The sequence below is a fragment of the Bacillus sp. GbtcB10 genome (assembly GCF_019091365.1).
Taxonomy (GTDB): domain Bacteria; phylum Bacillota; class Bacilli; order Bacillales; family Bacillaceae; genus Bacillus; species Bacillus altitudinis.
Map to the genome: position 1 here is coordinate 393,320 of NZ_JAGXJP010000003.1, position 13,867 is coordinate 407,186.

Consider the following 13,867-nt stretch of genomic DNA (forward strand, 5'->3'; position numbering starts at 1 on the left):
GTAATAAATTTTACCTTTCTCCCTTCATAAGGTTCGTTTGAGAAACAGGCTTTTGACCGTCAGCCTCTTCTATATCAGCTGTTTTCTCTTTTAAATGAATGTCCTTTACAAAATAATAAATAAGGGTGTGCCCCGCTCCCAGTACGACAAGTGAAGCAGGAATCCCAAGCCGATCGCCCAGTAAGGTGACAGATAAAAGAAAAAAGACAATCGAACAAATACGCCCTGCATTTAAAAATAGTTCTCTGACGACAATATATTCAATTCGGGCTTTTCTTGCATATCTGGCATGACCGATGACATCGTAAGTTAAAGAGACATACGGAACAAGCAGAAGCGGGTAGCCGATCGCAATGGCTACTGCGTACATAAGCAGTGATACATAGGACAAGTGAAAGACGATTAAAAATAAAGCGCCGTATAAAATAAGCCCGCCAAACATAATCGCTTTTTTGCGCCATTTTTTCTTAATCAAACGAGTAGCAAAAAAATAGGCAAAAAAGGCAACACCTGAATTGACTAGACCAAATGTGCCTAAAGCAAGCTCACTGTTTGTTGCAATAAACACAAAGACACTGATTAAAAAGACAAACACGCCTTCACGGAGCCCCTGAAAAAAGTGAGCAGTTGTGATCTTACGCCAATTCTCGTCCGCATGGCGCTCTTTCCAAATTTGCTTAATGATAAATTTTCCTTTTGATTGTCTCCTCTTGAGGAAAAAACTCATCACAACCGCTAGTGAAAACAAAAAAAGCGATAAAGTGAAAATCACTGTATAGCCTGTATCATCCGTTAATTGAGAAATGACAATTCCTGCAATGAGCGGCCCAATCATACCAGCTGTAGAGGTAAGCACTCCTAAAAATCCATTAAAGAAATCCCTTGTCTCAGGTTCAGTAATCTCAAAAGTGAGCACGTTAAAGGCAAGCCAGTAAAAACCATAGCCGATTCCAAGCACACTGCCCAATAACACGAGCCGAGCTGCCGCTTGCTCTCCTGCCATGAGAACAATTAAGTAAAAAGCGGCTAAGAAGATGACACCGAAACGAAGGACAAATGCACGATCTATTTTTTTAGCGAGCCGTCCAGCAAATAAAAAGGTAATGGGCTGAAGGACAACAATTGCCAAGTTATAAATCGCAAGGTCTGTAAATCGCCCAGACTGTTTCCATAAATACACGTTCACAAACGTATTCGAAAGCGCAATCGCAAGTGCGTATAATCCGCCAATCGTGAGGAGGAGCAATAAATCTCTTGTGACATCCATGTCCCCGAACATTTTCTTTAATCTGCTCATATCATTCATTCTCCTTTTCTACACAATAGTCTGTCTCATCAAAAGGCAGATATGTAAAAAAAGGAGGGAAAATATAAAAAGACCCGCTCTCAGAGAGAAGCAGGTCTTTTCGAATCAAATCATTTATTTAGCTTCGCTGTAAAGGCGAGCCACTTCATCCCAGTTCACAACATTCCAGAATGCTGAAATGTAATCAGGACGACGGTTTTGGTAGTTTAGGTAGTAAGCATGCTCCCAAACGTCTAGTCCTAGGATTGGTGTTTTTCCTTCAGTTAAAGGAGAATCTTGGTTTGGTGTGCTTGTGATTTCAAGTTTGCCATTGTTCACAACAAGCCATGCCCAACCAGAACCAAAGCGTCCTGCAGCTGCTGCAGCGAAATCAGATTTGAATTTTTCAAATCCGCCTAATTCTTTTTCGATCGCATCTGCAAGTTCACCAGTTGGTGCGCCGCCACCGTTTGGTGAAAGAAGCGTCCAGAATAATGAGTGGTTCGCATGTCCTCCGCCATTGTTACGTACAGCTGTACGAATGTTTTCAGGCACAGAGTTCAAGTTAGCCACTAGCTCTTCAATTGATTGATCTTCAAGAGCTGATACACCTTCGATTGCTTTGTTTAAGTTTGTTACATAAGTGTTATGGTGTTTTGTGTGGTGAATCGTCATTGTTTCCTTGTCGATATGTGGTTCTAATGCATCGTAAGCATATGGTAATTCTGGAAGTTTAAAAGCCATGGTTAAATTCCTCCTTAGAAATGTATGTACTGAAATGCTTCCTTAGTAAGCAAGCAATTCACCCTAATCAAAGAGTATCAAAAGAAACGGCTTGTTTCAACGTTATTGCTCATGATCTGAAACATTTCAGTGTTTATTTTGTATTTAACCCTTCAGAAAGAGTGTTAAACACCGATTTTCCATTTAGCGAAGCACATAAAACAAAAAGATTCCCAGCATCAGTGCTTGAATCAACCCTTTTGCAAATACGCCTGACACAAAACCAATTAATGAGCCAAGCCCAACTTTCACACTTGTCTTCAGATCTTTTTGATGAACGAGCAGCTCTGCGATGACACTGCCGATAAATGGACCAATGATAATTCCAGCAATCGGAATCACAAAAGGACCGGCTAAAAGCCCAATGGTACTTCCCCAAATGGCCGCCCGGCTGCCGCCAAAGCGTTTCACCCCAATCAGATTGGAGACATAATCCGCGGCAAATAACACAGCTGTAAACATGGCTTGAATGAGCCAAAAGGTGAGCGTCAATTTCTCAAAGCTAAAAAAGAGCCCATATAAAATAAACCCAAGAACCATGAAAACCACACTAGGAATGATTGGATAGACAAGTCCCACAAACGCAATGATAAATGCACAGCCGATCAAAATCCAATACAGCACGTCCAATCCGCAGCCGCCTCCTTTTTATATGCTGTATACATTATGCCTCATTCCTTCTATCTTAACCAGTAATGAAGGCCGTACTTGTACTAGATGGATAGACATTGATACAATGTGAGAAATAGAAAAGAATGTAGGAAGTGAATCGGTTGAACGTATTTAGTTTATTGTTAAAAGGAATTTATTCACCAAAAGATATTGCCAGAGCACGTTTTACTGGGATTGGAAAGGCCATTTTATTCATCTTTATCCTTTCGATCATCGCAGCTGTCCCCCAGGGCTATCATATGAGCAAAGAGATTTCAAATGCGATGTCAGGATTTCAGCATGTGATAAAAAAAGATTTACCCGACTTTTCCATTGAAAAAGGAACGCTTCAAGCGGATCAAAGCACGCCGATCGAAAAAGAAGAAAACGGCATCACGATTATTTTTGATCCCGCTGAAAAAATAAAATCAAGTGAGCTTGAATCAAAACAAACAGCCATTGCGTTATTAAAAGAAAAAGCAGTGATTGCCATTGACGGACAAATGACAGATATTCCATACCAGCTGCTTGGCGGAACACTCACAAAAGATGAACTTGCCAGCGTCACAAACCAGAATCAAGCGATCATTATCCCTGTCATTTGTGTCCTGCTGTACCTATCTACTGCTGCTCTCATGTTCATCAGCGCAACATTCCTAGCCATGCTTGGTACATTTATTAAACGAATGCAGCAAAAAGAGCTGTCCTTTCAAATGCTTTGGAAGCTCTCTGCCTATTCACTCACATTAACAACCGTCTTTTTCGCCATCATGAGTGCATTAAACACGCCGGTTGCGAACTCATTTTTATTAAATTGGGTGATTAACTTTATTTTCTTATATCTTGTCGTTAAAGAAATACCTGCAAAAAAATAAGCTCCCTCATTTTGGGGAGCTTTTTTATTTGTTTTGACCCTATGACTCATCTGGATGGATGATCGCAAACATATAGTGATCCTCCCACTTATCATTGATCTTTACTTTTTTACGATGAAGTCCCTCATTTTCAAACCCTGTCTTCTCAAGCACACGAATGGAACCAATGTTAGATGGTTTTACGCCAGCTTCAATACGGTGAAGGTACAGTTCATAAAAGGCATAATCAATAATCAAACGAATCGCCTCTGTCATATACCCCTTCCCGCCTTGCTTTTCATCAAGTACATATCCAAGCAAAGCCCCTTGAATCGGTCCTCTTTCAACAGAATTGAGTGAGATCGTTCCAATTAATGCATCTGTTTCATTTAAGAAAATACCGTGCATATAGGCTTCATCTTTTGCACGCCTTTGCATACTACGGTTAATCCGTTCCTTTTGACGAGGTACAGTAAAAAAATCATCCTGAACCAAAGGTGTAAATTGCTGAAAATAAGTGCGGTTTTCTCGTTCAAGTGTTAATAGAGCTTCTGCATCACTTTCTGTTAGTGTTCTTACATATATATTCTGACTGATTTTCTTCATATACTCTCCCCCCTTTTTTTATTTTATCATAATAAAGAAAGCGCTTTGGCTTATCAAAAATTTTTCCGATTACAAGTCATAATAGAACTCACTAGAACCACCCTTCCTAGCTTTTTCACTCTTTTTGTTCTATCAACTCAGGGACAAACATACACTGAAGTAAACTCTTAAAAGCGGTGAGTAAAATGCGGCGAATTATTTTTTTACTAGTCAGTTTGTTTGTCCTCTTTATTATCTTTTTTGATTTAAAAAATGGAACGATCCCCGTTCAGGAAGGCCCTGCTGTTCCCGCCAGCGCCTTTCAAACAGCTGAAAAACAGGCATATAAAACTGTCACTGTTAAACAAGGACAAACCGTCGTCTCTATCGTACATACAAGTAAGCCATTAGATGAAGTGATCGAAGACTTTGAAGCACTGAATCAAGGCGTCAAAGCGAACGAAATTAGGGCAGGCAGCACATACAAGTTTCCGGTCTATAAGAGATAAAACGTTAATTCCTTGTCATTCATACGAAGAGACTGTTACAATATGAGATGTAAAACACGTCGTACACTGCAAACGAATTGCATGTACACTAAGGAGCGATTGACAAGTGAGTGAAGTCACACATCGTACAAAAACGCGTCCCGTCAAAGTGGGACCTTTAACTATAGGTGGAAACAATGAAGTCGTCATTCAAAGTATGGCGACAACCAAAACACATGATGTCGAAGCGACAGTAGCTGAAATTAAACGTTTAGAAGAAGCTGGCTGTCAAATCGTGCGTGTCGCATGCCCAGATGAGCGTGCAGCAAATGCGATTGCGGACATTAAAAAACAAATCAACATTCCCCTTGTTGTCGACATTCATTTTGACTACAAGCTTGCACTGAAAGCCATTGAAGCAGGTGCAGACAAAATTCGTATCAACCCAGGAAACATCGGAAGAAGAGAAAAAGTCGAAGCTGTTGTGAAAGCGGCAAAAGAAAAAGGTATTCCAATTCGTATTGGGGTAAACGCCGGTTCACTCGAGAAAAAGATTCTTGATAAATACGGCTATCCAACAGCAGATGGTATGGTTGAAAGTGCACTGCATCACATTAAAATTTTAGAAGACCTAGACTTTCATGACATCATTGTCAGTATGAAAGCATCTGATGTAAACCTTGCGATTGAGGCATACGAAAAAGCAGCAAAAGCCTTTGATTATCCTCTTCATCTTGGGATTACAGAATCAGGTACGTTATTTGCAGGTACGGTCAAAAGTGCAGCTGGTCTTGGCGCAATCTTGAATATGGGGATTGGTAACACACTCCGTATTTCATTAAGTGCTGACCCGGTCGAAGAGGTCAAAGTGGCACGTGAATTATTAAAATCATTTGGTCTTGCATCAAATGCAGCAACACTCATCTCTTGTCCAACTTGTGGACGAATTGAAATTGACCTCATTAGCATTGCAAATGAAGTCGAAGAATATATTTCTAAAATTAAAGCACCAATTAAAGTAGCTGTTCTCGGATGTGCTGTAAACGGTCCGGGTGAAGCGCGTGAAGCTGATATCGGCATCGCTGGTGCTAGAGGTGAAGGCCTCTTATTCCGCAAAGGTGAAATTGTTCGGAAAGTGCCAGAAGAAACAATGGTCGAAGAACTGAAAAAAGAAATCGATAAAATCGCTGAAGAACATTATGCAAAAATGGAAGCTGAAAAAGCAAAACAAGCGAACGCATAACAAAGAACGCCTGACATCACTGTCAGGCGTTTTTCTGTTCCTGTCCTGTTAAAAGAACGGGGTGATAAAGATGCCGAGGATGACGGAAACGATTCCGATCCCGATTGACCACGCGCCAAGCGCATGTGCTCCTTTTCTTCTTGCAATATAACCAACGACGATTGCCGCTACGCCTAATAGCACCGGCAAGACAAATAATGAGATAATCGCAATCGCGAGTGCTGTATAGCCTATCCCCTTACTGCCTGAATCGTCACCTACATGGTCACGTTCTCTTCTGTCTTCACGATCTCTTGATGCTTGATATGGCTCTGCTATTTCAGCAGCTGTTTCCTCTAAATAGCCATCATCATTACTAAAGTGTGTGTCGATTTCACGATCATTTCTTCTGAAATCTTCGTCTCTTTCCATGATCAATTCCCCCTTTTGGTTAATAGAAAGGAGCTTTTTTAGTATGAGCAAAAATGTCTGTTTCATGTTTGCTAAAACTTGCTGGAATTGTGAATTGATTATGTTACACTTTAAGAGGATAAATATGAGGAGTGTGGGCATGTTACGTTTAGGAATTGATATCGATGGCACAGTCACGGCGCAGGACACCTTTGTCCCCTACTTAAATGAGTCGTTTCAATGTGACATCACACTAGATGATATGACGGAATATGATTTGACGAAGCTTTTAAAGATTTCAAATGAAGAATTTTGGGGCTGGATGAATGAGTATGAGCCTCTTATTTATAAACAGGCAAAGCCTGCCGAGGGTGCAAAAGAAATCCTCAATCAAATGAAACATCATCATCAATTGATTTATATCACAGCCAGAAGGCAGCATCACTCAGACATCACCTACAAATGGTTTGAGGAGAATCATGTCCATTACGACGATATCGAGCTTGTTGGCGGACATCATAAGGTGGAAGCTGTTCAAAAACATAAGATCGATGTGTTTTTTGAAGATCACCATGGCAATGCCACAATGATTGCAAAAGAAGCTGACATTCCAGTGATTCTGTTTAACTCACCGTATAATCAAATGCCAATTGATGAACGGATCATTCGCGTGAATAACTGGCAAGAAGCATCCCAATGGATCAAACAGTATGAAAAGCGTCTGCAAACTGCTTACTAAAACAGATCAAAAGCCGATACGTTTAATGTATCGGCTTTTTGGTTGTACGATGATGTCCTTCTTTTATTAAAAAATGATAAAGTGCACCCATCATACCTGCCTGATTGAAATAATAGCACGTTTCCAGTGTCACCTGTATGTTTTTCCATGCATGCAAAGTATGTAAATGTTTCTCAATGTTTGGAATCAAATCGGGCCTTGCACTCACGCCCCCACCAATGAGGATTTTCTCTGGATTGAGAACTGTTGCCACATTGTAAATACCAATTGCGATTCGTTTGTACCACTGATCGATCATCTTCTCAATGGCCGGATCATGCTTGGCTTTTTCAAAGATTTCTTGACCGTCGATTTGCTGACTTTGTGGAATGCCCTGCTGCTCTTTGTAGCTTCGGATCAATCCAGCTGTCGAAGCACTGCTGTTGAGTGTCGTAAACTGACCGTTTTCTGTTTCTGTCAGCATCATGCCAAATTCACCGCCGCGAAAAGAGGCACCGCGAACAAGCTCGCCACCAGCAAAAATACCACCGCCGACACCAGTCCCAAGCGTCATACATATAAAGCTGTCACACTCTTTCGCATGACCACTAAATTTTTCAGCCAGAGCTGCACAGTTCGCATCATTTTCTACTTCTACACGAAGTGATGTTTTTTCTTCCAAAAGCGTTTTGACATTTTGGCCATTTAAAGCAATAATCGCTCCTGCAAATTCCGTATAACCCGTTTGACTGTCAACAAAACCCGGAAGACTCATCGCAATCCCTTTGATATCCCAAGTCCTTTGATACTCTTTCACCACGTTCTCCATGCCTTCTAAAAACGGCTCAAGCTGCCTGCAGTTTGTTTCGTAGTCGCCGCTCGTGATCAGCTCACCATTTCGATCCATGACCCCATGCTTTGTTTTTGTTCCGCCTACATCGAAAACAACATAATATGCCACCTTTGACCACTCCCCTATTTCAAAAGACTCAATGATGTTTCAATAGATGATCTATTGTTCTCATTTTAATGAAACAGCTATCCTTTGTAAAACGTTTTCAAGATCACAAAACAAAAAGCCAGCCCATCGGCTGGCTTCTTTCATGAATGAACTTCTTTCGGTTCGCAAGAAGGACACCTTCCGTAAATTTCAAATTTATGTCCGCTAATGTGATAATCCTCTAGATCAGCATCAAGCTTGTCCATAGGGCAAGCGTCAATTTCCTTTGTTTTACCACACGTCAAACAAATAAAGTGATGATGATGGTGGGAAAACGAACATTTAAAACGGAACAGTTTCTCCCCTGATAATTCCGTTGTCTCTAATATCCCAAGATCTTCATATAAAGACAGGTTTCGATAAATCGTATCAAAACTAAGCCCTGGGTAATCTTCACTTAATGCTGTTAATACATTTTTAGCGGTCAAGTATTTATCAGAATCAGAAAACAATTGAAGCATATCTTCACGTTTGCTTGTATATTTATAGCCTTTTTCCTTTAATAAATCAAGCGCTTCTTGTACGTTCATGATGATTCCCCCTTCTGAATTTCCCAATACTAATACACCCGATTAAAATCAAAATAGACAGCATCACAATGGTTCCACCCGGCGCTAAATCAAGATAATAACTTAAAATCAAGCCGACCATGACAGACAATTCCCCAAATAAGATGGAAAGGAAAATCGCCTGTTTAAACCCTTTGGCAATCCGAATACTTGCCGCAACAGGCAGTGTCATGAGTGCCGACACTAGGAGTGTACCGACAATACGCATCGATGCTGCGATGACAAGTGCAACAACTAAAATAAAAATAAAATGAATCCACTTCGCTGAAATACCAGAAGCCTTCGCATGTTCTTCATCAAAAGAAAGCAAAAACAATTCTTTATACAAGAGCACAACCACTAATACAACAACAAGTGAGATCCCAACAATAATCCAAAGATCGAGCCTTGAAACCGCACTGACACTTCCAAACAAATAGCTGAACAAATCTGTATTAAAACCATTTGCAAGTGAAATGAAAATAACAGAGATCCCAATACCACCTGATAAAATAATGGGAATCGCCAGCTCCTGATAATGTTTATACACAGAGCGCAGACGTTCAATAAACAATGAGCCAGCCACAGAAAAAGCCATTCCTAAGTAAAGCGGGCTAACCCCTGTCAAAAGTCCAAATTTTTTATCAAGGAATAAACTTGCCGCTATCCCAGCAAGTGACACGTGACTAAGCGCATCTGCGATGAGAGAGAGCCTTCTCACGACAATAAATACACCAAGTAAGGGCGCAATAAAGCCGATCAGCATCCCTGCGATAAACGCATTTTGTAAAAATTCATAATGAAAAAATGGAAATAGCATTATTCATGTCCCCCATGATGGTGATGATCGTGATAAATCACTTGAATGTCATGCCCGTAAAACTGAGAAAGCGCCTGATCATCCATCGAATCAAACGTTTCCGCATCTCCATGAAAATGAAGTGTCTGATTTAAACAAGCCACATGCGTGACTTTGTCAGAAACGGTTCCTACGTCATGTGTAACGAGAATTAAAGACATTCCTTTTTCTTTGTTCAATGTTTCTAACAGCTGATAAAAGCCCTCTACTGTTCTTTGGTCTACACCCACAGTCGGCTCATCTAAAATGAGCAGCTTCGGCTGACTGACGAGCGCACGGGCAATAAATGTACGCTGCTGCTGACCGCCTGAAAGCTCACCAATGTTTTGGTGTTTTAAGTCTTGTATGCCAACTGAGCGTATGGCCTCATCTACTTGAAGCTTATCTTGCTTAGTCATGCGTTTGAATAAACCAATCTTCGCCGTTAAACCACTTGCCACGACCTCGTATACAGAAGCAGGAAACCCTGTATTAAAGCTATTCGCCTTTTGAGAAACAAATCCAATTTGATCCCAGTCTTTAAATTTTTGAGCAGGTGTGCCAAAGAGCTTCAATTCTCCCTGCTGTGGTTTAATCAAGCCAAGCAGGCATTTTAATAAGGTTGTTTTACCAGATCCATTCGGTCCAACAAGTGCTAGAAAGTTTCCTTCCTCTACTGTTAAATGAATGTGATCGATGACATTTCGCTGTCCATATGAATACGAAATATCCTTCATTTCAATAATTGGCTTTGCCATAAATCTTTCCACCTTTAATCCAATATAAAAAGAATGATTACGATTTATACAACAAAAAGAAAATGGCAAAAGCCATTTTCTTTGTCCATACATACATTTCATTATATAAAAGAAAGATAAAAAAGTAAAATAAAAGCTAATGAATGGCTGTTTTGAATTTACCGCCTTTTGTTTCATGCGTATCCATAATCGTAATAAAGGCTTGACCATCAATTTCAAACACGATAGATTTCAGCTTCGTAATTTCAAGTCTTGTCACGACGGCGTAAATGACATCTTTTTCTTCATCGGTATAGCCGCCTTTTCCTCTAAGTTTGGTGGTTCCCCTGCCGAGACGATGAAGGATCGCATCTGAAATTTCATCATAATAATCCGAAACGATAATGACAGCTTTTGTTTCATCTAGTCCTTGAATGACAGCATCAATTGTTTTCATTGCCAAATAATATGTCATGACAGAATACATAGCTTGCTCCGGTCCGAAGACAAAGCCCGCCCAAATAAAAATGAACACATTGACGATCATGACAAACTCACCGACGGAGAAAGGAATTTTTTTCGTCAGAAGAATTCCTAAGATTTCCGTTCCGTCCATTGAGCCTCCATTCCGTATCACAAGCCCAACGCCAAACCCGAGTAACAGCCCCCCAAATACAGTAGCTAAAATCGGCTGCGTCGTAAATGCTTCTACATGATGGAGTGAAGATTCAATCACGGCCAAGCTGACAATCCCAATCACAGTGGAAATCAAGAAGGTTTTCCCAATATGTTTGTATCCTGATATCATAAATGGAATATTTAAAATGACAACAATCGTCGCAAAATTAATGAATGGGTTATCCGTAAAAAGATAATCCAAAATAAGCGAAATACCGATGATGCCTCCATCAATAATATTGTTTGGCACTAAAAATAATTCAATGCTGACTGCCGCACATGCAGCTCCTACTAGAATCAGAAAAATTCTCAAAATAAAATGAGGCACTGATTCCTTTTTATGCTGTTTACTATTTGCCATACGTTCTCCCTTCTACACATGTTTAGTTTTCAATGAACATTTTATTCACTTTACTATTTTATCATTTCACAGAGTAAAATAAAATTTTTTGCACATTTTCCGTTTTCGCCCATACATTGATACAGAGGGGAGGAATGGAATTGATTTTAATTCAAAAAATTGTGTTGCAGCGTCTGAATCAGATCACAGCAAATGACTTGTTAAGGTATGCAAAACAGTATGGGGTCAGCTTAACATCCAATCAGGCTGCAGAGGTCGCCAAACTCATGAATGGGAAAAACGTCAATATTTTTAATGATGCAGAGCGCAACCGGCTGCTTAAGCAAGTGGAAGCGATTACGTCTAAACAGACAGCACAGACCGTCAATGATCTGTTTAATCAATTCACAAATTAGGCAAAAAAGGGCCGCATTTAGCGGCACCTCATCACATTGCATGCACTTTTTATTGACCCGTAATCTTATCTAGTAAACCTTCATCAAATTGCTTTTCTTTCAGCATCGCAATTTCGAATTTATAAGGTGGTTTCTTGTTCTTTTTATCTTCACCTACATAAGGCGTTTCTAGAATCTTCGGCACATCTTGAAGCTGTGGATGATGAACGATATAGCTCAGGGCATCAAAACCAATTTCTCCAAAACCGATATTTTCATGTCGGTCTTTTCTTGCGCCTTGTACATTTTTACTATCATTAATATGAAGAACTTTGATTCGGTCGATCCCGACAATTCGATCAAATTCTTCTAAAACTCCATCAAAATCACTCACAATGGGATAACCTGCATCGTGCGTGTGACACGTATCAAAGCAAACAGAAAGTGCTTCGTTATGTGTCACACCGTCAATAATTTGGGCAAGCTCTTCAAAGCTTCTTCCGCACTCTGATCCTTTTCCCGCCATTGTTTCCAGCGCAATTTGAACCTCCTGCCCCTTCACAATGACTTCATTGAGACCTTCAATGATTTTTTGAATTCCAGCATCTGCACCTGCTCCGACATGCGCACCTGGATGAAGAACAATTTGTCTTGCACCTAGCGCTTCTGTACGCTCTATCTCAGAGCGAAGGAAGTCCACTCCAAGCTCAAATGTCGCTGGATTCACTGTGTTCCCAATATTGATAATATACGGTGCATGAACGACGATATCTGTCATACCATGCTCTTTCATATGCGCTTGTCCAGCTTCAATATTGAGATCTTCAATTTTTTTACGGCGCGTATTTTGCGGTGCACCTGTATAAATCATAAAAGTATTTGAACCATAAGAGGCAGCTTCCTCACTCGCTGCAAGTAGCATATGTTTTCCGCTCATGGATACATGTGATCCAATCTTCAACAATGTGTCCCCCTACTTTCCGTTACGCTTTGACTTTCTACGTTCTTGTCTTTTGATCTTATCCATCTCACGTGTCATTTTCTTTTTATATCCAGGTTTGACGGCTTTCGGTTTTCTGACAAGGCGTTTTGCTTTTTCTTCAATTTCATTTGGTGCTTTTTTACGTCTTTGACGCTTCAAACGATCATCTGCATCTCGCCATTCGCCATGAACAATCGTTTTGTTTTCAAATACAACACCCATTTTTTCAATTTGAACGAGTGCATCCTCATCAGCAAGATCATAAATGGTCATCGCAATGCCAGATGAACCAGCGCGAGCCGTTCTTCCCACACGATGAACATAGAAATCAAGATCGGATGGGAGCTCATAGTTAATCACGTGGCTGACGCCCTTAATATCAATCCCACGGGCAGCAAGATCAGATGCCACAATATAGGTGAACTCCAAATCTTCAATTTGTTTCATCACTTTTTTACGTTCACGAGGCGTTAAACCACCATGAAGTACCCCAATTTTCATTCCTTTTTCCTGTAGGAATGAGGCAATTTCATCAACAGTTGATTTCGTGTTGGCAAAGATGATCCCTAAATAAGGCTGTACATTCGTCACCATTTCATGAAGTAATTTTAATTTATCACGCTGTTTAGATGGAACTAAAATATGCTGAATGTTTTCAGCCGTAATGCGTTTCGGTTCAACATGTGCATATTTCGGATTATCCATATATTTTTTGAGGAAAGGTTTTAATTTTTCTGGAATAGTTGCTGAGAACACGAGCATTTGCAACTGTTCTGGCATTTGTGAGCCAATACGATCCACATCTTCTAAAAAGCCCATATCCAGCATAAGGTCTGCTTCATCAATGACAAGAGATGTCGCTTTGTACACATTCAGCGCTTGCTCATGAATAAGATCAGCAATACGTCCAGGAGTGCCGACCACTAAGTGCGGCTGATTCTTTAGCTTTTGAATGGATTTCTGCTTGTCCGTTCCGCCAATGTAAAGCTTTGCCTTGATTTCTTCTTCTGGAGGCGTATTTTTTAAGATCGTTTGTGCTTCTTTAAAAATTTGATTCGCTAATTCTCGTGTTGGTGCAGTAATGACCACTTGTACTTGCTCTTTGCTTGGATCAATTGAATGAATAAGCGGCAATAAATACGCATGGGTTTTCCCTGTCCCTGTTTGAGACTGTCCAATCACGCTTTCACCTTTTAAAACAGCAGGGATGATTCTTTTTTGAATATCAGTCGGCTCATAAAAGCCCAGTTCATGAATAGCATCTATAATAAAAGACTTTAATTCATATGTCGTAAATTTCGTTTCTTTCATATTTTCACTCCTTAAGGCAATGCCTTTTTGCTCATCTCCTC

At 40.3% G+C, this 13,867-nt stretch carries 17 protein-coding genes; 5 read left to right on the plus strand and 12 right to left on the minus strand.

Translation table 11 applies throughout. The annotated features are described in order from the left end of the window. Positions 1–10 precede the first annotated feature (10 nt). The 3 genes from KVT11_RS12200 to KVT11_RS12210 all read right to left on the minus strand — a co-directional run bounded on the left by KVT11_RS12200 (position 11) and on the right by KVT11_RS12210 (position 2,698). Positions 11–1,297 (minus strand): MFS transporter, encoded by a 1,287-nt coding sequence (locus tag KVT11_RS12200; RefSeq protein ID WP_008342348.1) that lies wholly within the window; start codon positions 1,295–1,297, stop codon positions 11–13. Positions 1,298–1,420: 123 nt separating this feature from the next. Next, entirely contained in the window at positions 1,421–2,029 is a 609-nt protein-coding gene (gene sodA, locus KVT11_RS12205; RefSeq protein WP_007501264.1) for a superoxide dismutase SodA, read from the minus strand. Between the two features lie 183 nt (positions 2,030–2,212). Further along, on the minus strand, positions 2,213–2,698 hold the full coding sequence (locus KVT11_RS12210; RefSeq protein WP_007501265.1) for a DUF456 domain-containing protein: 486 nt from the start codon (positions 2,696–2,698) through the stop codon (positions 2,213–2,215). A gap of 143 nt (positions 2,699–2,841) precedes the next feature. Here KVT11_RS12210 and KVT11_RS12215 point away from each other — a divergent pair, with 143 nt between their 5' ends. Beyond that, on the plus strand, positions 2,842–3,594 hold the full coding sequence (locus KVT11_RS12215) for a DUF1189 domain-containing protein (RefSeq protein ID WP_035390831.1): 753 nt from the start codon (positions 2,842–2,844) through the stop codon (positions 3,592–3,594). A gap of 39 nt (positions 3,595–3,633) precedes the next feature. Here the strand turns inward: KVT11_RS12215 and KVT11_RS12220 are convergent, their stop codons facing one another. Next, entirely contained in the window at positions 3,634–4,179 is a 546-nt protein-coding gene (locus KVT11_RS12220) for a GNAT family N-acetyltransferase (protein WP_046527055.1), read from the minus strand. A gap of 185 nt (positions 4,180–4,364) precedes the next feature. Here KVT11_RS12220 and KVT11_RS12225 point away from each other — a divergent pair, with 185 nt between their 5' ends. Together KVT11_RS12225 and ispG are read left to right on the plus strand one after the other, a co-directional pair. Beyond that, the gene (locus KVT11_RS12225; protein ID WP_007501268.1) at positions 4,365–4,667 is read left to right on the plus strand and encodes a hypothetical protein; all 303 of its coding nucleotides are present in this window, start codon (positions 4,365–4,367) and stop codon (positions 4,665–4,667) included. Positions 4,668–4,773: 106 nt separating this feature from the next. Beyond that, a complete protein-coding gene (gene ispG / locus KVT11_RS12230; RefSeq protein ID WP_008342357.1) occupies positions 4,774–5,889 on the plus strand; it encodes a flavodoxin-dependent (E)-4-hydroxy-3-methylbut-2-enyl-diphosphate synthase in 1,116 nt (371 codons plus the stop codon). Between the two features lie 48 nt (positions 5,890–5,937). Here the strand turns inward: ispG and KVT11_RS12235 are convergent, their stop codons facing one another. Further along, entirely contained in the window at positions 5,938–6,300 is a 363-nt protein-coding gene (locus tag KVT11_RS12235) for a DUF308 domain-containing protein (protein WP_008342359.1), read from the minus strand. 139 nt (positions 6,301–6,439) lie between these two features. Here KVT11_RS12235 and KVT11_RS12240 point away from each other — a divergent pair, with 139 nt between their 5' ends. Continuing rightward, positions 6,440–7,018 (plus strand): 5' nucleotidase, NT5C type, encoded by a 579-nt coding sequence (locus KVT11_RS12240; protein WP_008342361.1) that lies wholly within the window; start codon positions 6,440–6,442, stop codon positions 7,016–7,018. A gap of 22 nt (positions 7,019–7,040) precedes the next feature. Here KVT11_RS12240 and KVT11_RS12245 read toward each other — a convergent pair whose 3' ends face one another. The 5 genes from KVT11_RS12245 to KVT11_RS12265 all read right to left on the minus strand — a co-directional run bounded on the left by KVT11_RS12245 (position 7,041) and on the right by KVT11_RS12265 (position 11,159). Then, entirely contained in the window at positions 7,041–7,958 is a 918-nt protein-coding gene (locus KVT11_RS12245) for an ROK family protein (protein WP_116307150.1), read from the minus strand. 140 nt (positions 7,959–8,098) lie between these two features. After that, entirely contained in the window at positions 8,099–8,527 is a 429-nt protein-coding gene (gene zur, locus KVT11_RS12250) for a zinc uptake transcriptional repressor Zur (protein WP_116307152.1), read from the minus strand. Next, positions 8,505–9,365: a metal ABC transporter permease gene (locus KVT11_RS12255; protein ID WP_007501274.1), complete on the minus strand. Its 861-nt coding sequence runs from the start codon at positions 9,363–9,365 to the stop codon at positions 8,505–8,507. Before KVT11_RS12255 ends, zur begins: the two co-directional genes overlap by 23 nt. Beyond that, complete coding sequence (locus KVT11_RS12260; protein WP_116307154.1) at positions 9,365–10,141, minus strand: metal ABC transporter ATP-binding protein; 777 nt, start codon at positions 10,139–10,141, stop codon at positions 9,365–9,367. Before KVT11_RS12260 ends, KVT11_RS12255 begins: the two co-directional genes overlap by 1 nt. A 136-nt stretch (positions 10,142–10,277) precedes the next feature. Then, on the minus strand, positions 10,278–11,159 hold the full coding sequence (locus KVT11_RS12265; RefSeq protein ID WP_007501276.1) for a YitT family protein: 882 nt from the start codon (positions 11,157–11,159) through the stop codon (positions 10,278–10,280). A 140-nt stretch (positions 11,160–11,299) separates the two neighbouring features. Between KVT11_RS12265 and KVT11_RS12270 the strand changes: the two genes are divergently transcribed. Next, a complete protein-coding gene (locus KVT11_RS12270) occupies positions 11,300–11,554 on the plus strand; it encodes a DUF2624 domain-containing protein (RefSeq protein WP_008342377.1) in 255 nt (84 codons plus the stop codon). A 49-nt stretch (positions 11,555–11,603) separates the two neighbouring features. On the opposite strand, the gene KVT11_RS12275 is transcribed toward KVT11_RS12270, so the two are convergent. Beyond that, on the minus strand, positions 11,604–12,497 hold the full coding sequence (locus KVT11_RS12275) for a deoxyribonuclease IV (protein WP_017358005.1): 894 nt from the start codon (positions 12,495–12,497) through the stop codon (positions 11,604–11,606). A gap of 9 nt (positions 12,498–12,506) precedes the next feature. Further along, positions 12,507–13,826 (minus strand): DEAD/DEAH box helicase, encoded by a 1,320-nt coding sequence (locus KVT11_RS12280; protein ID WP_024718822.1) that lies wholly within the window; start codon positions 13,824–13,826, stop codon positions 12,507–12,509. Positions 13,827–13,867: the final 41 nt, after the last annotated feature.